19 protein-coding genes and 1 tRNA gene are annotated in these 19,303 nt (G+C 58.9%); 14 read left to right on the top strand and 6 right to left on the bottom strand.

What is annotated here, in order from left to right; genetic code table 11:
- The first annotated feature begins 157 nt into the window (after positions 1-157).
- Positions 158-292, top strand: a complete 135-nt coding sequence (locus tag JFN91_RS22300) for a hypothetical protein (protein WP_268898711.1) — start codon at positions 158-160, stop codon at positions 290-292.
- A gap of 24 nt (positions 293-316) precedes the next feature.
- On the opposite strand, the gene JFN91_RS15200 is transcribed toward JFN91_RS22300, so the two are convergent.
- The 3 genes from JFN91_RS15200 to JFN91_RS15190 all read right to left on the bottom strand — a co-directional run bounded on the left by JFN91_RS15200 (position 317) and on the right by JFN91_RS15190 (position 3,031).
- Positions 317-1,870 (bottom strand): sensor histidine kinase, encoded by a 1,554-nt coding sequence (locus JFN91_RS15200; protein WP_199390036.1) that lies wholly within the window; start codon positions 1,868-1,870, stop codon positions 317-319.
- A gap of 50 nt (positions 1,871-1,920) precedes the next feature.
- Positions 1,921-2,379 (bottom strand): hypothetical protein, encoded by a 459-nt coding sequence (locus JFN91_RS15195; RefSeq protein ID WP_199390035.1) that lies wholly within the window; start codon positions 2,377-2,379, stop codon positions 1,921-1,923.
- Between the two features lie 154 nt (positions 2,380-2,533).
- Positions 2,534-3,031 carry a Spy/CpxP family protein refolding chaperone gene (locus JFN91_RS15190; RefSeq protein ID WP_199390034.1) on the bottom strand — a complete coding sequence of 166 codons (498 nt, stop codon included), beginning with the start codon at positions 3,029-3,031 and terminating at the stop codon, positions 2,534-2,536.
- 267 nt (positions 3,032-3,298) lie between these two features.
- On the opposite strand from JFN91_RS15190, the gene JFN91_RS15185 reads away from it, so the two are divergent.
- The 4 genes from JFN91_RS15185 to JFN91_RS15170 all read left to right on the top strand — a co-directional run bounded on the left by JFN91_RS15185 (position 3,299) and on the right by JFN91_RS15170 (position 6,921).
- On the top strand, positions 3,299-3,502 hold the full coding sequence (locus tag JFN91_RS15185; RefSeq protein WP_183348214.1) for a GSU3473 family protein: 204 nt from the start codon (positions 3,299-3,301) through the stop codon (positions 3,500-3,502).
- 417 nt (positions 3,503-3,919) lie between these two features.
- Positions 3,920-5,215, top strand: coding sequence for an L-lactate MFS transporter (locus JFN91_RS15180; RefSeq protein WP_199390033.1), 1,296 nt, complete (start codon positions 3,920-3,922; stop codon positions 5,213-5,215).
- Positions 5,216-5,329: 114 nt separating this feature from the next.
- Positions 5,330-6,508: a pilus assembly protein TadG-related protein gene (locus JFN91_RS15175; protein WP_199390032.1), complete on the top strand. Its 1,179-nt coding sequence runs from the start codon at positions 5,330-5,332 to the stop codon at positions 6,506-6,508.
- Positions 6,509-6,516: 8 nt separating this feature from the next.
- Positions 6,517-6,921 (top strand): DUF309 domain-containing protein, encoded by a 405-nt coding sequence (locus tag JFN91_RS15170; protein ID WP_236015214.1) that lies wholly within the window; start codon positions 6,517-6,519, stop codon positions 6,919-6,921.
- 75 nt (positions 6,922-6,996) lie between these two features.
- On the opposite strand, the gene JFN91_RS15165 is transcribed toward JFN91_RS15170, so the two are convergent.
- Complete coding sequence (locus JFN91_RS15165; RefSeq protein ID WP_199390031.1) at positions 6,997-7,686, bottom strand: carbonic anhydrase; 690 nt, start codon at positions 7,684-7,686, stop codon at positions 6,997-6,999.
- Between the two features lie 226 nt (positions 7,687-7,912).
- Here JFN91_RS15165 and JFN91_RS15160 point away from each other — a divergent pair, with 226 nt between their 5' ends.
- Entirely contained in the window at positions 7,913-8,086 is a 174-nt protein-coding gene (locus JFN91_RS15160) for a hypothetical protein (RefSeq protein WP_199390030.1), read from the top strand.
- Between the two features lie 8 nt (positions 8,087-8,094).
- Here JFN91_RS15160 and JFN91_RS15155 read toward each other — a convergent pair whose 3' ends face one another.
- Both JFN91_RS15155 and JFN91_RS15150 read right to left on the bottom strand, forming a co-directional pair.
- Complete coding sequence (locus JFN91_RS15155) at positions 8,095-8,409, bottom strand: DUF1634 domain-containing protein (RefSeq protein WP_199390029.1); 315 nt, start codon at positions 8,407-8,409, stop codon at positions 8,095-8,097.
- A complete protein-coding gene (locus tag JFN91_RS15150) occupies positions 8,400-9,236 on the bottom strand; it encodes a sulfite exporter TauE/SafE family protein (protein WP_199390028.1) in 837 nt (278 codons plus the stop codon). Before JFN91_RS15150 ends, JFN91_RS15155 begins: the two co-directional genes overlap by 10 nt.
- Before the next feature lie 511 nt (positions 9,237-9,747).
- On the opposite strand from JFN91_RS15150, the gene JFN91_RS15145 reads away from it, so the two are divergent.
- The 8 genes from JFN91_RS15145 to JFN91_RS15110 all read left to right on the top strand — a co-directional run bounded on the left by JFN91_RS15145 (position 9,748) and on the right by JFN91_RS15110 (position 19,230).
- Entirely contained in the window at positions 9,748-10,491 is a 744-nt protein-coding gene (locus tag JFN91_RS15145) for a hypothetical protein (protein WP_199390027.1), read from the top strand.
- Between the two features lie 176 nt (positions 10,492-10,667).
- A tRNA-Met gene (locus JFN91_RS15140) sits at positions 10,668-10,744 on the top strand.
- Between the two features lie 258 nt (positions 10,745-11,002).
- Complete coding sequence (locus JFN91_RS15135) at positions 11,003-11,668, top strand: class I SAM-dependent methyltransferase (protein ID WP_199390026.1); 666 nt, start codon at positions 11,003-11,005, stop codon at positions 11,666-11,668.
- A 39-nt stretch (positions 11,669-11,707) separates the two neighbouring features.
- Positions 11,708-12,739, top strand: coding sequence for a radical SAM protein (locus JFN91_RS15130; protein ID WP_199390025.1), 1,032 nt, complete (start codon positions 11,708-11,710; stop codon positions 12,737-12,739).
- 234 nt (positions 12,740-12,973) lie between these two features.
- Positions 12,974-13,567 carry a transposase gene (locus JFN91_RS15125; RefSeq protein WP_236015193.1) on the top strand — a complete coding sequence of 198 codons (594 nt, stop codon included), beginning with the start codon at positions 12,974-12,976 and terminating at the stop codon, positions 13,565-13,567.
- A 480-nt stretch (positions 13,568-14,047) separates the two neighbouring features.
- Positions 14,048-15,853 carry a TIGR03768 family metallophosphoesterase gene (locus tag JFN91_RS15120; protein ID WP_199390023.1) on the top strand — a complete coding sequence of 602 codons (1,806 nt, stop codon included), beginning with the start codon at positions 14,048-14,050 and terminating at the stop codon, positions 15,851-15,853.
- Between the two features lie 48 nt (positions 15,854-15,901).
- On the top strand, positions 15,902-17,380 hold the full coding sequence (locus JFN91_RS15115) for a metallophosphoesterase (RefSeq protein ID WP_199390022.1): 1,479 nt from the start codon (positions 15,902-15,904) through the stop codon (positions 17,378-17,380).
- A gap of 230 nt (positions 17,381-17,610) precedes the next feature.
- Positions 17,611-19,230, top strand: coding sequence for a methyl-accepting chemotaxis protein (locus tag JFN91_RS15110; RefSeq protein ID WP_199390021.1), 1,620 nt, complete (start codon positions 17,611-17,613; stop codon positions 19,228-19,230).
- Positions 19,231-19,303 lie beyond the last annotated feature (73 nt).

Genomic DNA, 19,303 nt, shown 5'->3' with positions numbered 1-19,303 from the left:
CGGCGGGTAAAGACAAATCTCCTCACCGTTCAGCGTCGGAGTTGTTGACACAACGGGCTGGAACTTTAGAATTACCTCATCGGCCCAACACTCATTCCAGAACGCGGAGCGAACGATGAACCCAGATCTGGCCAGATTGACACCGGGGCAGAAGTTGATGAAGCAGGCTATCCATGAGATCGACGACTATTTCGGCGAAGGAGTGGCGTTTAAGAACATCGACTTTCTAGGTGAGTACATGCAGACCCTCGCGATCCTCGAATTGAAGGAAACTCTCAGGAACAAGCTTTAGCCGGCGTTTCTTCCTGTGACGGGGTCACTCGAACTTGTTGGGCAGCGAGAACCAGAAGCAGGCGCCTGTGCCCACTCCCCCTTCGGCCCAGACCCTGCCGCCATGCCTGAGCACGATGCGCTGCACGATGGCGAGGCCCACGCCGGTTCCCTCGAACTCTTCGTTGGCGTGCAGGCGCTGGAACAGCCCGAACAGCTTGTTGGCGTACGCCTCGTCGAAACCGACCCCGTTATCCCTGACGTAGATCTCCTGCTCGTTTTCCCGCTGCACCGCGCCGATGGCTATGGTGGCTGTAGCGCGGGACCGGGTGAACTTGACGGCGTTGCCGATCAGGTTGATCAGCACCTGGCGCAGCATGGCGGCGTCACCCAAGACCACCGGGAGCGGCGCGATATCCCATTGCACCTCCCTCCCTTGCAGGTCCCCCTGCAGATCGGCCACGATCTCCCGCACTAAAAGCCCCAGGTCCACCCATCCCTTCATCATTTCGCTGCGCCCCATCCTGGAGAAGGCCAGCAGGTCGTCGATGAGCAGCCCCATCTTCTTGGCCGCGCCGCCGATGACGTCGAGGTAGTGGCGGCTCTTCTCGTCCAGTCCCGTACCTGCCTTCGCGTTCAGAAGATCGACAAAGCCGATGATATGCCGCAGCGGCGCACGCAGGTCGTGGGAGACGGAGTAGCTGAACGACTCCAGCTCGCGGTTGGTGGCGGCGAGCTGCTCCACCTGGTTCCTGAGGGCGAGGTTCAGTTCCATGATCTTCGCCTCCCCCTGTTTTTGGACGGTGATGTCGCGGATCACAGCGAAAACCCAGGTCGATTCCTGCGCCTCGATGGGGTTCAGCATGATGTCGACGGGGATTTCTGAGCCGTTTTTATGGCGCCCGTACAGCTCCAGTCCGATTCCCATTTTCCGTGCCCTGGGATCGCCGAAGTAGTTGTGCAGGTGCTGGCGGTGGCGCTTGTGGAAACGCTTGGGGATGAGGATCTCGATGCGCTGGCCTACCAACTCCTCGCGCATGTAACCGAAGATCACCTCGGCCTGCTGATTCACCTTCCTGATCACACCCCCGCCGTCCACTATCACGATGGCGTCGGGTGCGGTTTCAAAGAGACGCTCCAACATGGTGCGGCTCTTCACCATCGCCTCCTCGGACGCGCGCCGCTCGGTGTTGTCGTGCAGGATCAGCACGTATCCGGCACGCTCACCGTCCTCGTCGCGGAACTCGTTCAACGCGATGGCGGCCCAAAAACGGCTGCCGTCCTTACGCAGACGCCACCCCTGCAACTCGAGGCTCCCCATGCTGTCCGTGATGGAGAGCTCCCGATGCGGCGCTCCGGAACGGATCTCCTCCTTGGGGTGCAGCACGGAGAAGTGCCTTCCCAGTATCTCGTGGGCGAGATAGCGGGTAATGCGCTCGGCGCCGGTGTTCCAAGACACGATCTCCCCCTTGGCGTTGAGCAGGATCAGGGCGTAATCCTTTACCTGCTCCGCCATCAGGCGGAAGTACTGGTCCCGGGCCCGCTGCGAGGGAGCCTTAACCTCATCGACGATCTTTTTTTCATCCCGCTTGTTGAACATTGCCTGTCCCTATGCCGCAGACGTTGCCGCGCTTGGTGCATAACGGCCGGCTACCGCGCCGGAATGGTGGTCTCGAAACTCTGCATCCAGTTGGTGCCGTCACCAAGGCCGTGGGTGCCGCCATCGGTGCCGAAGTACTTATAGGTAATGCGGAGCCGGTCCCCCGCAGCCAGTGGCGCCGGGACCTTGATGCTGAAGTCCGCACTCTCGTCGAGCCCCAACTCCGACGGCATGATGAAGGTCATCCCCTGGGCCCGGACCTTGCCCCGGTCGTCCAACTGCGCCGCCCAGATCTCCAGGTTGCGCATCCGGAAGTAGCGCACGTTCTTCACGACCCCCTGGACGACGGTGTGCCCGCCGGCAGGAAGCACTTCATATCCCATGAGGACGTCGAATTGCTTGTAGTGTTGCGGCAGGGCGGCCATCCGTTGCTGCTGAACATCGGGATAGGTGGCGCAGGCGCCAACGAGGAGGAACAGTATTAAAAAGATAGGTCGCAGCAGTCTCATGTGACACCTCCTTGAACAGCTGCTATTTTACGCCACTGGAGGGTAATGCACAACGCGCAGGGAATTTGTACGGCACCCGGGGAGGTGGCTGGTAAGCAGGAGACGGCTTGGAGGGAAGGCGCCGCCGCAGCCGGGGCGGCAGCGCCTGGTGCGGTTATCGGTTGTGACGGGGAGACGGCCCCCGGCCTTGGTGGCGTGCTTCGCGCATGGCTTTGAACTTGGCGGCTTGCTCCGGTGTCAGCAGGGCGATGAACTGCCTGCTCTGTGCTGCTCTTTGCACCGCGAGGTCAGCCTGCAGCGCCGCCACTTTTGCCGACTGGGCGCGGATCGCGGCTTCGTCGGCGCTGCCGGAGCGGACCAGGGCCTGCAATTCGTGCCGTTCGTGCCTGAGGGACGCGAACAGCGGGGCGTTCTTGGTGCGGCCTGACTCGAAGATGGCCCGTGCCTCGTGCCTTTGCTGGTCGGACAGCCCCAGCTCCTTGGCCATCTTCATGAACATGCCCCGGCGCCCGCCGTCTTCCTGCTGTTCTACGCACCCTTTGCTGCCGTCGCCCTCCATCGGGCCGTAGCCGGCGAAGGCATTGTGGCTCCCCAAAACGGCCGACGCGGTAATGCAGGTGAACAGTGCCAGTTGCTTTAGCTGTGTTTTCATGTCAGTTCTCCTTTGTGGATCAGGCTTAGTGGTGGCTCTTCCGGCTGTCGTATGTAGATACCGTACCTCCAGATTATGAAGGTAATGTGAAGGAAATGAGGAAACCGTCACTGCGTACTCTCGATAAGGGGGCAGATGCTCTCACCGTAATGGATATGACTGTGGCGGTGTGAATTTTGCCGGAGTCGTTCTTGCCATCCCGGCTGATATTGCTAAAATATACTAACAAAGATGGATCTACCCTGAAGAGCCATGGAGGAGGGTGCTATGAAGATTCCGGTTGTGTTTGCTGATGAAAGGCGCGGGCTGGTAAAAGCAGAGGAACTCCAGGAACTGATCGAGCAGGCAGCCATCGTCTCCTTCTTGCGCAGCGATGGTGAGTGCGTGCAGGTCGGCGTCGACAGCGTGAGAGGAATGGGGGGGAGAACCTATCGCGGCCCCGAGCGCAGAGGTAACGTCCTGTTCTGCTAAACCTACCCCGCAGGGCAAGAGACAAGGCCGGCCTTCATCGTTGAGCCGGCCTTTGCTTTTGGTCTCCCCAAAATTCGATACCCCACCTGTTATACAAATCCGGCCTTATTTACAGTTTTGCAAAACACGAACATCCCTTTTGCATTTATGCGAAAGGGATGCGGCGACGTGGCAGCGATGATCAACGTGCTGATATCACGCCGCATCACGGAGGTCCGGCGGTTTTATCCGCGACCGGACCTTTTGCTGTAATGCGAAAAGGGGGCGCCGCCGCTCACCCGCACCGAAATATCATTGACGTTGTAAGTTGCCGATTTTGCGCGACTTGTAAAAATATACAAAATCGTAAAACATTGGTATGCGAGTTGCTAAGGTCTGTGGCAAGAGTGGTCAATCCCAACATGGAGGTATAAAGGCATGACACAGACAACATCTAACAAGGGCTGGCAGGTAGTTTTCGCCGGAACCGGAATCAACCTGGCGCTCGGGGTGCTGTATGCCTGGAGTATCTTCAAGGGTGCCATCAAGGCGTCCATCGAGTCTCACGCCCCGGACGCCTTCCAGTGGGACAAGGCTTCCATCAACGATCCGTACGCCCTCTGCTGTCTCGCCTTCGCCTTCTCCATGATCCTCGCCGGCAAGTGCCAGGACAAGATCGGCCCGGCGCGTACCGCGCTGATCGGCGGCATCCTGGTGGGCTCGGGCTTCTGCCTCATGGGCTACTCCAACAGCTACGCCGCCTGGGTCACCGGCTTCGGCGTACTGGCCGGCTCCGGCTTCGGCTTCGGCTACTCCGCCGCCACCCCGCCGGCACTGAAATGGTTCTCCTCCAAGAAGACCGGCCTCATCGCCGGCATCGTGGTCGCCGGCTTCGGCTTGGCGCCGGTGTACATCGCGCCGCTCTCCAGCTACCTCCTGGGCGCCTACGGCATCCAGCAGTCCATGTACATCCTGGCCGCCGGCTTCGCGGTCATCGTCTGCGGCCTCTCCTTCGCACTGGTGAACCCGCCCCAGGGTTACGTCCCGGCCGAGCCGGCTCTCAAGGGCGACGAGGCCCCGGCCAAGAAGTCCGGCTATGACGCCACCGTGAGCGAGATGCTCAAGTCCCCGAAATTCTATATGCTGTGGGCTACCTTCTTCATCGGTGCCGGCGCGGGCCTCATGGTAATCGGTTCCGTCGCGGGTCTCGCCAAGAAGAGCATGGGCCCCATGGCGTTCGTAGCCGTCGCCATCATGGCCATCGGTAACGCCTCCGGCCGCGTCGTCGCCGGCGTGCTCTCCGACAAAATCGGCCGTCGCGCCACTCTGACCCTCATGCTCGGGTTCCAGGCCATTCTGATGTTCGCCGCCGTCCCGGTGGTCGGCTCCGGCTCCGCCGCCATGCTGGTACTGCTCGCCTCGCTGATCGGCTTCAACTACGGCTCCAACCTGACCCTGTTCCCCTCCTTCGCCAAGGACTACTGGGGCTTCAAGAACTACGGCCTCAACTACGGCGTGCTCTTCTCCGCCTGGGGCGTCGGCGGCCTGGTCATGGGGCGCGTCTCCGAGATGATGAACGCACAGCCGGGCGGCCTGAACAAGTCCTTCATCCTGGCAGGTTCCTGCCTGGCCCTGGGCACCGTGATCACCTTCTTCCTGCGTGAGAAGAAGGCGGTCGAGGTCGAGGCCACCGAGGTGGCTGGCGAGAAGGTCGCCGTCAAGGCTTCCGCCTAGGTCTTGTTACTCCGAGGTTAAAAAAAATGAAGGGGCCATGCGATTCTGCATGGCCCTTTTTTTCGCGATGATGCTATTATGTCGCACCCGTAACAAACACTGCCCATTCCGGAGATGATCGTGTCCGAAGAAGAGTCCGCCTTCGATACCAGTTACGTCACCATCATGCTGGTCGTCTTCCTGGTGGTGACAGGTCTTGCCATCGACATCGGGTACATGTACGTGAGCGAGGAGGACCTGCAGCATTCCGCGGAGACGGCGGCCCTGACCGGTGCCCAGAGCATCAAGCAGCGCTACCTTTTGCAGGCGCAGACCGACCCGGCGCGCCTGCCCGAGCTCTCCTGCGACACCGTCCAGTCCCAGGCCCGCGCCGCAGCGGTGGACCTGGTCACCGGCAAGCACGATGCTGCGGCGCTGGTAGGTCTTTTGAACAATAACGGTAACGCCCTGACCGGCGACAACGACATCACGGTCGGCTTCTGGAACATGAGCAGCCGCAGTTACACTCCCGGCGCCACTCCGGTGAACGCCATACAGATAAGGACCAGGCGCACCGCCGAAAGCAGTTCGGTGGGACTGGGCACCCTGGGGACCTTCATCGCCAAGATCAGCGGCACCGAGGACTTCGGCTCCACGCCGGTGGCGACCGCCGCCCTGGTGCCGGGAACCCGCTCCAACATAGCCATCTGCTCCGAGGCGTGCCAGCCCTCCTGCACCTTCCCCCAGATCTGCAACATCCCAGAACGGCGCATGAGCCATGCCGCCTGGGATCCGAAATCCGGGGTGTCGCTCTCCGGCCGCTACCTCTACACTTCCTTGCTGCATCCCGTCACCATCACCAACTCCATGTCCGATCTGGTCTGCCAGGAGATGCCGGTCCAGGAAGTCTGCGGCCTTCCCATCTTCGCCGCGGCCAGCAACAGCGATACCGTTTTACGCGACATCAAGGCTATGATGTACGACCCGCAGGTGGACCGCTCCAACAAGGAGTACGACAAGAACGGCAAACTGATCGGGTGGTGGGTGATCGTTCCGGCCACCGACTGCTCCGGGTTCCTTCCTGGCGAAAGCTATCAGCAGCACGTAGTCAGCAGGTACTCCCTGGTGCGCATCAGCAGGATCTGCACCAGCGGCGCTGCCGGCTGCGGCAAGTCCGCCAGCCAGTCCGACCTCCCGGCAGCCTCCTGCACCCCCGGAGCCGACGGGCTCTACATCGACCGGATCAGCTGCGTAGGATGTGACAGCCAGGCGAGAAAGCTCCTGCCGGGGCTGCGCCCGGTGCTGGTGGACTAGCGGTGACCATGCCGGGCATGCCGGATGCCGGACCGTGCCGGGAGGCGCCTCCGGAGGAGCTGCACCAGGCCATCGAGGAATTCAACCTGCGGGAGTGGTTTGCCTGCCACGAGACGCTCGAAGAGCTCTGGGTGGGTGCACAAGGGGAGCTGCGGGATTTCTACCAGGGGGTGTTGCAGGTCGCCGTGGCGCTGTACCACTGGCGTAACGGGAATTTCAAGGGCGCCGAGGGGTTGTTGCAGCGGGGACCCGACCTGCTGCGACGGGTCCCCGATACCTGCCTGGGCGTGGACGTCGCCCGCCTGGTGGCGGAGGCGGGGGGGCTGCGCGAGGCACTCCTCTCGCTGGGGGAAGAGCGCATGGCGGACGTGGACCAGGCCCTGATCCCGAAGCTGCACCGGCTGCAACCCTGAATCGGTCGCCTCAGGGAAAACTGAAAAAGCCGCCCCCGGATGGGAGGGCGGCTTTTTCTTTGCGCGTGGCAGGGGCTACTTGAGCAGGGTGACCTTGCCGTCGTCCAAGTCGTACTTGGCGGCGACGATCTTGATCTTCCCCTCCTTCAGCTCCTTGGCCAGGATCTTGGACCTCTTGGGCAATTCGGCGGCAACGGCCTTGGCGTTGATCTCGACCGCGCACTCGACGATCTCCTCCTTCGCCTTACCCTTGCAGGTGGCCTTGGCCTTCTTGGCGGCAGGGGCGATCTCCTTCACGATGGCGCCGATGTTTCCTTCCGGCTTGCCTCCGGCGACGGTTGCGGTGACCGCACCGCAGCGCTCGTGCCCGAGCACCATGATGAGCGGGCTCCCCAGGTGCTCGGCGGCGTACTCCACGCTCCCCAGGACCAGCGGGTCGGCCACGTTGCCGGCGACGCGCACCACGAAGACCTCGCCCAGCGCCTGGTCGAAGATGATCTCGGGGGGGACGCGGGAGTCGGAGCAGGAGAGGATGATGGCGTAGGGGTGCTGGCTCTTGGCCAGCTTGCCGCGGGCCGTGGCGTCGCACAGCGCCAATGCCGAGAGCTTGCTGTCGACGTAGCGGGTGTTACCGTCCATCAGTTTTTGGAGTGCCTGGTCTGCAGTGATGCCGCTTACTTCGCCGGAGGCGAAAGCGATGCCGACCGTTGCGGCCAGGGCTGCTGCCACTACTGCGATCCTGCGTGCTAGCTTGCTGCTCTTCATAATTTCCTCCTTTAATGTAGCCCTGGGGGCGAAGCAGATCCTTTCCTTCTCGGTTCGGGAACTGCTGGTCATGAGGGAAAAGCCGCCTCATTCTACATGAAAAGAAATATTACGCCAGTCTAATTTGTCCGGAGGGTTTACGGGTGCGGGGATGGGGAGGTTGACAAGCGTCGGCGCTTCAGGCAGATTGGGCTGGCGTAAAGACACGGGAAAAGCGGGGTAAGCGATGTTCTTGCTGAAACTTTTGGCTATCGGTGTGCTGGTCACGGCGGGGATCGCCATGATCGCCTTTCTGGAAGAGAAACTGGTGAGCGGGCCGCGCAGGCGCCAGATCGCCGAACGGGCGCGCCAGAAACTGGCCGGCAGCGGCAAAGGGGAAGGGGAAGGGGAAAAGGAGTAATTCCCCGGTCACATCCCCTTGCCGAAGTAGATCCCGGCGGCGAGGGCGCAGAGTACCACCAGGGAGAACAGGGCGAAGTGCCAGTCGCGCTCCTTCACGAAGATCACGGCGGCAGCCATTACCCGCAGGACCGGGGTGCCGAGCAGCACCAGGAGACCGGCGGTGATCAGCTTGGGCGCAAACCCGGTCTGCCCGAGCACCATCAGGGCGATCCCCACGGCAAGAAGCGCCGCAGCCACCAGGGATCCCAACCGCAACAGCCGCGCCAGCACCAGCTCGATCGGGTGCTCGCTCTTTTCCTCCGGCTCGATTGCTACCACCATTTCACCCCCTTGTAGATCATCTCGATCGCCGTGTAGGCCAGGATGGGCATGAAGAACAGCCTGATCTTGCTGGCCGGCATGCGCATCATCAAGCGTGCCCCGAGGATTGCCCCGAGCAGCACCCCGAGCACCACCGGCCCCGCCACCAGCGGCTTCACGTCGCCGCGCGCGAAGTACACCACCGCCCCCGAGGCAGCGGTCACCCCGATCATGAAATTGGAGGTGGCGCTCGACGCCTTGAAAGGCATCCCCATCACCTGGTCCATGGCCGGCACCTTGAAAATTCCGGCCCCGATCCCCAAAAGTCCTGCAGCCGCTCCCGAGAAATACATGATGATCAGTCCCGGCAGCGTGCGGGTCACCTGGTACTCCACCCGACGCCCCAGCGCCTTGTCGTAGTAGGAGCCGCCCAGCCTGAGCTTGCTGGAGATGGCGTCCGGCACCACCTCGGGCCTTGCGTGCTCTTTGCGGGTGCGGAACATGTTGTAGGCGGAATAGGCCAGCAGCAGGCCGAAGAGGATGAACAGGACGCGCTGGTTCACGAGGGCCGCCACCAGGGCGCCGGTCAGCGCCCCCAGCGAGGTTCCCATCTCGAGCCAGATCGCCACCCGGGTGTTGGTGAGGCGGTCCCTGAGGAAAGCCACCGCGGCACCGGTCGAGGTGGCGATGATGCAGACGGTCGAGGCCGCCACCGCGGTACGCATCGGCATGCCGAAGCCTAAGGTGAGGGCCGGGACAATGATGATGCCGCCGCCAAGGCCGAGGATCGCCCCGACCACGCCGGCCGCGATCCCTATCGCGAATATCGTTATGAAGGTGATGACCACGTACGTCCTCCGCCCGGCGCCTGCCGGGTCTCGTTGCAACCGGGACAATCTACCTTTTCTTGATCCGCTTTACAAATAAATAAAGGGTCATAAAAACCGATATCCAGGCCGGTTCGCGTTGTGGTCGGCACGGCTGTTCGCGCGGGGGGGTGAGGCGGCCGCGGGAGCCCCTGCCGCTGCACAAGTATTAGGCGCTTCTGCCTGTTTTGGGTCACGGGTGTCGGGCGCATTGAACGGCCAATTTTGTCTAAGTAGCCGTAATGGTAGATGCTTATGCTGAAAACGATAATGTGGCACAGCTTCTGCTAAAAGGTGGCCAGGTAACGAAGCACAACGAAGTGCACGGGACCGCAGGCACGACAGGCAAAGGCGCCTCTCCATAATGGGTGAGAGGCGCCTTTTTTTATGCAATCCAGTGAAAGGGGGATGTTCAGTCGTAACGGTAATCAGTCTCAAAGAGATCTACGCAGCACCAATACAGAATGAAATACAATTACAAAGGAGTAAGGACATGAAAAGAACCATTAAAAGCCTCATCTTGGCAACGGCGCTGACCATCGCAACCAGCGGGATCGCTATGGCGACTCCCTCCACCCAGATCTGGATTCCCTCCACCGACATCCAGGGCTTCAAGAGCCTGCACCTCGGTATCGACAACTACACCCGCACCTCCAACAACTCCAGCGTGGGCAACGTCTACGACCTCGGTGTCACCGCGGGCGTGCTCCCCTTCGAGAAGATCCAGGCCGAGGTCGGTGTGGACTACATAACCAGCGGTTCGAACGGCTACGACAGCAGGCCGATCTATTTCAATGCCAAGATCGGCACCCCTGAAGGATCCCTGTTCGAACTCTCCCCGGCTCTGGCCGTCGGCGGCTACGGCTTCGGCACCAACGGCGACAAGAACAGCGCCTTCCGCACCGACCAGAACATCGTGTACGGCCTGGCCGCCAAGACCCTGCCGGTAATAGGCCGTCTTTCCGCAGGCTACTACTTCGGCAACGACAAGGTGATCGGGCCCAAGGATGACGGCGTGCTTCTCTCCTGGGACCGCACCATGAGCGAGATTTCCGACAAGCTCTGGCTTGCCGCCGACTACCAGGGCGGCAAGAACACCGTCGGCGCCTTCAGCTTCGGCGCCTCCTGGGCCTTCTCCAAGAACGTCTCGGTGATCCTCGGCTACGACATCTACAATGACCAGCAGCTTGCCGGCAAGAACACCTTCACCACCCAGGTGGACATCAACTTCCCCTAAGGTGGCGTAACAGCAGGGTGAAACGGGACGGGGAGGTGCCTCAGGGCGCCTCCCCCGTTCTTTTATTGCCCGGCCGGTTGGTGCCGAGCGGGGATTTTTTTTGATTTGTTCAAACTATTTCCCAAAAAAGGGTTGACGGCACCGGAACGGCTGTGGTACAAGTTGGGACTCGATGACGCGGGGTGGAGCAGTCTGGTAGCTCGTCGGGCTCATAACCCGAAGGTCATAGGTTCAAATCCTATCCCCGCAACCAAAACAACAATGGCCAGTTAGCTTACAGCTAACTGGCTTTTTTGTTACCCTGCAAAAAATCGCACCCACCAAGCACACTGTTCCCAAAGCCATCTCGTCTCGCTGTGACATGTAAATCAGCTTTCATGTTTGCGGCTTTCATGATATAAACCAGCCGGATTAGCATCCCCCCATTTCAACACTCCATGTCAGTCCATGCCATCTGCTACATGCTACCAATGCAGCACGTGACATCTGCAATGTATAAAGGAGAAACTGAATGAAATTCGAAGTAATAAAAGAACGCTTAGAGGGCCTTCTTTTTATGACTCCCGACGAGGGGAAAAAGGTCTATGACTTCATAATTAATAACGAGCTGACTGAGTGTCTTGAACTGGGTTTTGCCTATGGCGTGAGTAGTTGTTACGTAGCTGCTGCACTTGATGAGATGGGGAAAGGCCACTTGACCAGCGTGGATATGGAGAAGGCGAAATCATGGCAGAAACCTTCTATTGAGGAAACAACGGCACGAGTTGGCCTTGACGCATATGTAACCCCTGTGAGAGAAAAAACCTCCTACACATGGTTTCTAAAGCAGGAAATCGAGCGGAACACCGTGAATGGGGTGTGTGTGCCGAAATACGATTTTTGTTATATCGATGGATGTAAGAATTGGACGGTGGATGGACTCGCCTTCTTCTGTGTCGACAAACTGCTGAAACCGGGAGGCTGGATTCTTTTTGATGATTATAAGTGGACATATGGTGCTACTGGAAGAGAGCAGACTGACGGTATCATTCATGCGCAACTTTCTGATGAAGAACGCGACAACCCGCACGTAGAAGCTATCTTCAGGTTGCTTGTCCAGCAGCACCCGGATTATGCCGACTTCAAGGTAGAGGGAAATTGGGCATGGGCGCATAAGTCCCCAAAAGCGACGAAATAGCCGGCTTGCACTGAAACACCGTGTCGTTGGAGAAATCATATGACTAAAGTACCCTTCTGTTTCTATCCTTTTTACTTCATGGAATTTGCTTTTTTTGGGAAAGTGTTCTCCTGCTGTCCGGCTCACGTAAAAAAAGAAATCGGTAATATCGGTACTCAAACTATTGCAGAAATATGGAACGGCGACTACATCAGATTTATGCGGTCGGAGTTGTTAAAAGGTGATTGGGAAAATACTTGTGATCCGTCTTGTCCTTTTGTTCAAGATTTCATCCACAACAATAAATTTCAATCTCTCGATGATCTCGTAAAAAACCAACGCATAACCAGAAGTATAGCCGAGGAAATAACTGCCGGCAGGACTACTTTGACCAGTATGCCTACTGTCTTTAACTTTTGTAACTCGGATATATGCAATCTTGATTGCATCATGTGTTGCTGCAAAGGCATGAAGTCGGATACGGATCTGACGAAGAAGGCTTATGATGATGCATTCAAATACCTTCCTACGCTGAAAACTCTCGCTTTAAGTGGTTCAGGTGATCCCTTTGCTTGCACGGATACCCGAAACCTGCTTATGTCGTTTGAAGGGCACAAATATCCGGAAACCAAAATACAGCTTTTGACCAATGGGTTGCTTTTACCGAAGTTCTGGGACCAAGTGAAGCACAATAATTTCTCATTTATTGGCATCTCAATCGATGCAGCTTCAAAGGAGACCTATGAGCTGATAAGGAAAAATGGCCGTTGGGACGACCTCCTACGCGCTCTTGACTTTATCAACTCCATAAGGGAAAGGTTTAGTGGCGTAATGATCAACATGACTGTTATGAAACATAACTATCATGAAATTGAGAAGTTCCTGGAGCTTGGCGTAAAGTATAATTTCGGGGTGTCTTTTAATGAGGTAAGAGTAGAGGGGAATGCTTCACAAGATTTGGATATTTTTTCAAACGTCGAGAACGATGATTTCCCTAAATTTGTTTCCATAGTCAAAGAAGCTTCAAGTAAGAAATATCCCGTCTACGTCAATTGGGGCAACCTATCCTCCTACACTAAATGGGGCTGCTGAATCGGGAGCCACGCTCCCGGGCATTCCGGTCCGCGGGACTGGGCGCTTTTCCGGCGCTTTTCCGGGGACATCGCTTTTCCGGGGACATAATACAGATTGCGCTTTTCCGGGGACATAATACAGATTGAATCTTGACACATTAGTTGGTCCTTGTATTCTGCTGTGATGGCACGCATTTCCAGGGTCGTAGTTCCCGGACATCCCCATCATGTAACGCAGAGAGGCGTCAGGTCGATGGGCATCTTCGACAGCGACGATGACCGCTGCGCTTACCTGCAATTTCTAAAAAAACACACCGATGATAGCGGCGTCGAGATCCTTGCCTGGTGCCTGATGACCAACCATGTTCACTTCATCGTGGTTCCTGAGACGGAGTTGTCTTTGGCACGCGCGTTTGGGGAGGCTCACAGGTCGTACACTCGAATGAAAAACTTCCGCGAGGATGTCAGAGGATATTTATTCCAGGGACGCTTTGGATCCTGCGTTTTAGATGAACTTCATCTCATTGCTGCGGCCAGGTATGTCAACCTAAACCCGGTGCGCGCAAAAATGGTCAATGCGGCTTGGGACTATGAATGGTCCAGTGCCCGTTTCCATGTGGGTGTCAGGGGCTCTGATCCTCTCGTCAAGGACCGGACTCTTAAGGGATTGGTTAATAATTGGCGTGAGATTCTCACAGAGGGAAATGAGGATGTAGACAAGCAGCTTCGTGAACGCTTTAGAACCGGTAGGCCACTTGGCAATGATGACTTCTTGCTAAAGGTAGAAAGGATCACTGGTCGTGACCTAAGCAAGAAAAAGCCTGGCAGGCCGTCGAAAGGAACCTAAACGTTTGAAGGTTAATGAGTCAATTAACAATAGGTATTGTGTCCCCGGAATAAACGAGGGGATGTAAAAGCATTTGGCGACATGCCGAATCGGGTAAAAAACGCTTTCGGGTGCGAAAGCGGGGGCAAAGTGGGCCATCTTCCGGCGGAGGTGGCCTTTTTCATGCCCGGCGTGGCATGACCCTTCGAGCCAGACTGGACGCATCTTCCGGCACTGACATAACCGCCTTGCTACGCTCCTGCTGCACGCTTTGTGTCCGCAAAAAATCCCCAAAATTCCCCACCGAATGCAGGACCCGGAACCTTTTTGCCATTACTGTAAGTGTTTCAGGAAATGCAATGCCTGCCGATAACATTCTAGATCGCTCACCACAGCTTGCTTTTGAAGAACAGAAACTGCCTGACCGGGCGCGACCATAAGACCGACAGCGAAAACTGTAGCCACGGTGGCCCCTCTCTGCATCAAAAAGGAGATGAACCCATGGATGACGATTCGGAAAAGGCTGGAGGGGTAACGCGGCGGGAGTTCATCAAGTACTCCATCGGGACCATGGCAGGCTGCTACCTCGGCATGTCCATCGCCGGATGCGGCGGCTCCAACACGAACACGCCGGTGCGCCGATGGCCCATCGCCAAAGACGTTTTCACTACAGCGCAACAACAGATAATGCCCGTCCCCGTCCCTCCCGCCGCTCCCCTGATCAACCCGCGGGACCTGGCGCTCTACTCGGAATATGGCTACGACGCGTGGCAGGTGGGGCCGGGGCTGCCGCATGCCGTTTGGAAAAGCATCGCCCCGGATTACGCCGATGCGCCAAAGGCCGCCCGTCTTTTGTCCTTCTTTGCCATGACCGATATCCACATCGCCGACAAGGAATCACCGGCCCAGCCTCTGTATATCGGTTGGTCGGCACCGTTTGGACCGACTGGAAATTCGTCGGCCTACTCCCCGGTCCTGCTCGCCTCGACCCAGGTGCTCGATGCGGCCATCCAGACCGCCAACGCACTGCACAAGAACTCCCCGTTTGATTTCGCGATTTTCCTGGGGGACGCCTGCAACAACTCCCAGTACAACGAGCTCAGATGGTACATCGATGTCATCGACGGCAAGGTGATCACTCCCAGTTCCGGAGACCACCGCGGAGCCCGCAGCATCGATTACCAGCGCACTTTCCAGGCAGCAGGGCTCGACAGATCGATCCCCTGGTATCAGGTGATCGGCAACCACGACCAGTTCTGGATGGGGTCCTGTTACGAGGATGCCAAGACCTTGGCGGCTCGTACTTCCGGCACCGTCCTCAACATGGATCTGGGAGGCCCCAGCTCCGGGGCCATCGACCGAAGCGGCTATTACATGGGCGTGATCGACGGTTCCGACCCGTTAGGAGCTGTGATCCGGTCCGGACCGGAGGCAGACTTTCCCACAGCCCCGACCGTTGCAGCCGACCCGCGCCGCCGGGCGCTCTCCACGCTTACCGAGACGGGCAGCAGCTGGACGCAGGAGTTCTTCGACACCGCGTCTGCCCCGGTCGGCCACGGCTTCAACCTGGTCGATCCGGCCCTGGGCAGCGGTTTCGCCTGCTACAGCTTCGTGCCCAGGCAGGATGTGCCGATCAAGGTGATCGTGCTCGACGACACGGTAAAGGGAGCCGGCCAGCCCAATTACGCCGCGGGGTGTCTCGATCAGCCACGGCTCGACTGGCTTAAAAAGGAACTGCAGGCCGGCCAGGACGATAACCAGCTCATGATCGTCGCCGCCCACATCCCGTTTCACCCCTACAGGAATCTGGTCACCGACCCGAGCCAGGTGGACGCGGCTCCGCCGTTCATGAATCTGTTTATCCCCGCGCCCTTTCCGGGGGCGACCTCGGTGGTGAGCGACCTGTCGCTGCTCGCCGTGCTCCAGAATTACCCGAACCTCCTCATGTGGATCTCCGGGCATCGCCACATGAACACCGTCACCCCGCACATCCACCCCGGCGACCCGACACGCAGCTTCTGGGAAGTGGAGACCTCGTCCCTGAGGGATTTCCCGCAGCAGTTCCGGACCTTCGAAATCTGTCGCAACAGCGACAACACCATATCCATCGTCGTAACCAACGTCGACCCAGCAGTCGCTGCGCTATCGCCAGCCGCCACGTCTCGAGGCAAGGCGATTGCAACGGCGCGGATCACCTCGGCCTGCACGCTCGCCGATGCATCCTCGCACGCGATCAACGCGGAACTGGTGGTTCAGTTGTCGCCTGCCATGCAGGGGACCATCGCCGCGCTGGGGACGCCGGTGTAACAGTGACCAAGTGACACAACCATGGGAGTTTTCGGGGAGGGTATCCGGATGAACGAAGCGGCAGAAAAGGACGGCCAGAGGCCGGCAGGTATCAGCAGGCGGGACTTCGTGAGGTATTCTGCCGGGACGATTGCAGGTATCTATCTCGGCGTCTTTAACAGCGCCTGCGGCAGCAGTTCAGACACAAGAGGCAACGACTTCCCGCTGCTGGTCTTCTCGGATGTTCACTTCAACCCGTTGTACGATCCCGCACTCTTTTCGGCGCTGGTCTCGGCCGAAGCAGGCGACTGGGACGCCGTGTTCCGGAGTTCGGGCATGACCGCGCCTGCGGCATATGGCAAAGACAGCAACTACCCTTTGCTCAAGCTTGCGCTGGCAGGGATCAGGCAGAACCTCGCCTCGAGCCCGTTCGTGATCTTCACCGGCGACATCCTCGGGCACGGCCTGCCGCAGCTTTTTTATCACTTCCTCAACGGAACCCTGGTCCCCCGTGACAATGCAGATGTCGCATCCATGAAGGCTTTCACGGACAAGGCGGTCGCCTTTTTCCTGGATCAGGTGAGATCGGCGGTCGGCGACCTCCCGGTATTCTTCGCGGTCGGAAACGGCGATTCCTACACCGGGTACGGGCCGGACAGCAGCTTTCTTTCCAACACGGCGGAACTTTTTTACCGCACCTTCCTGAACGGTATCGGTGACCGTCAGGCGTTCCTGACCACCTTCACTGCCGGCGGGTATTATGCCGTGGAACCGGCCGGAACCAACCTGATGGTGATCGGTCTCAATACCATCATCTTTTCTCCGCTGGTCGCGTCCACTCCCGGCGCCAATGACGCCGCTGTGGCCGCTCAACTGGATTGGCTCGACGCGAGGCTCGCCGCCGCAACGGTTGCCGGTAAGAAGGTGTGGCTCCTGATGCACGCCCCTCCCGGTGCGGATATCGGCACTACCGCGAAGCCCGCCAACATCGACAGCAATGGCCACATCGCCGGCGCCACCATGATGTGGGTGCCGCAGTATCAGACGCGATTTTTGCAGATACTGGCGAATTACCCGGGGCTGGTATCCCTGGCGCTTGCCGGGCACACCCACATGGACGAGTACCGTGTCTTGCCGTCTTCCGATACGATCGAAATAACACCGGCTATAGCCCCGTACTTCGGCAACAACCCGGCATTCAAGACGTTTACCATTTCCGGCAGAGCCCTTAAGCCTACCGACTTCTGCGCCTTCAACTGCGACCTCGCTGCCGCTGCCGCCCAGTTCTCCGCGTATTACTGGTTCTCGGTCTCATACGCCCTGCAGGGGGATTTGGGCCTTTCCCTTGCGGCACTTACTCCCGCTCTGGCAGCAGACGGCACCAAGCGGGCGCTCTACCGCGGGTACTATTATTCCGGGCACAATGCCCCCGGCTCGCTGAGCGATACCCTTTACAACCCCGTAACGGACCTGAACTGGCCGATCTACTGGAGCGGTATCGAACACATGGACCAGCAAGGACTTGTCAGCAGCGTAAATGGCGGTTGATGGCCGCCCCAGCAAGGGTCAGTTACTGCGGGTGATGCGTCGACTACCTCATCACCCTGAGCACCAGCTGAACCGATTGTTGGTCCCCGAACCTGCCCAGAAGACTGGTTTTCGCATTCGGCTCTCCTTTATTGCAAAAAAATGGACTGATTGTTTCAAGTTTTGCCGCGAAGTTCCGACAAGAGCTTCCAGCGCAGTTCAAGCCAGGCAGGAAAAAGGGGAGGTAGGGCATGCCGAGGTTGTCCATTGGAACCAAGCTCACGGGTGGTTTTTTACTGGTAGCGTTCATCTCGCTGCTGGTAGGGGGGTTTGGTTACTTACAAATACACAAGATCAATGACGCCGATACCTTTCTTTACCAGAAAGGTCTGACTCCGGTCAGGGAGATCGGCACCATCGCGACCAACTTTCAGAGACTGCGGGTGAATCTGCGAGATATCGTTCTGGCAACGGACCAGAAGGATATTCAGCAGTACGACGCGAAGATCAAGGAGTTCCGGGGCAACATCGACAAGGCGTGCCTGGAACTTCAGAAAGCTCTCCCCACCGAGGAGACGAAGAAGTTATTCGCCCATTTTTTGGAGACCCGTAAGGCATTCACGCCCCATGTGGACAAGATAGTTGCCCTTGCCGGCGAAAATAAAGATGCGGAAGCGACCGAGTACATCAAGGGGGCTGCCAACAAGGCGGTGCGCGACGAGATGGACGCGATAGACAACCTGGAGCAGGTGATGGTGAAGGAGGGGCAGCGCATCTCCGACAGCAACACGATCGTGGCCGACCGGGCCGGCAGGATCATGATCGGCCTTGCGGTGGCCGGCTTTGTCGTCGCGTTCCTGCTGGGCATGATGATTTCGCGTTCCATCACGGTTCCGCTCCGGGTGTTGGTGGGCAAGGCACAACAGGTATCGGATGGCGACCTGCTGGTGAGCATCGATAACGCCTCCGGTGACGAGGTGGGTGAGTTGGCCGATGCCTTCAAGTCCATGACCGAGAACCTGCGCGGCATCCTGGGGCGGGTGGCAGAAACGTCGAACCAGGTCGCTTCCGCTTCCAGCCAATTACAGGCGACGTCGGAGCAGATCGCCACCGGGGCGGAGGAGGTTGCCGCCCAGGCCGGCACCGTGGCGACCGCCGGCGAAGAAATGTCGGCGACCTCCGCCGATATCGCGCAGAGCTGCCAGATGGCGGCAGCAGGGGCGAAGCACGCGTCTGTCACCGCGGAAAACGGCGCGGTCGTCGTGGAGCGGACCGTCGCCGTGATGAATCAGATTGCCGAGAAGGTGCAGGCCTCGGCGCGCACGGTGGAGAGCCTCGGGGAGCGCAGCGATCAGATCGGCGCCATCATCGGAACCATCGAGGACATTGCCGACCAGACCAACCTCCTGGCGCTCAATGCCGCCATCGAGGCGGCCCGGGCCGGTGAGCAGGGGCGGGGCTTCGCGGTGGTGGCCGACGAGGTGCGGGCACTGGCGGAACGGACCACCAGGGCGACCCGGGAAATCGGCGAGATGATCAAGGGGATCCAGTCGGAAACCAAGGGAGCCGTGTCGGCCATGGTGGAGGGGGTGCAGCAGGTGGAGACCGGCACCGAGGAGGCCGCCAAGTCGGGAGCCGCCCTGCAGGACATCCTGAGCCAGATCAACGAGGTACGGATGCAGATCAACCAGGTGGCCACCGCCGCAGAAGAGCAGACCGCCACCACGGGGGAGATTTCCAGCAACATCATGCAGATCACCGCCGTCGTGCAACAGACGGCACGGGGCGCCCAGGAGTGTGCCGGCGCCGCTTCCATGTTGAGCGGCAACTCGGTAGAACTGCAGCGTCTGGTGCACCAGTTCAAGTTGTAGATAGCGCCAAAAGAAAAAACCCCGACTCTGAGAGAGAGGCGGGGTCGAGTGGGCCACCTCCTGGCGGAGGCGG

This window comes from Geomonas anaerohicana (assembly GCF_016458305.1).
Lineage (GTDB): Bacteria > Desulfobacterota > Desulfuromonadia > Geobacterales > Geobacteraceae > Geomonas > Geomonas anaerohicana.
Note: the sequence above shows the minus strand (reverse complement) of the source record. Positions and strands in the feature narration are given on the sequence as shown.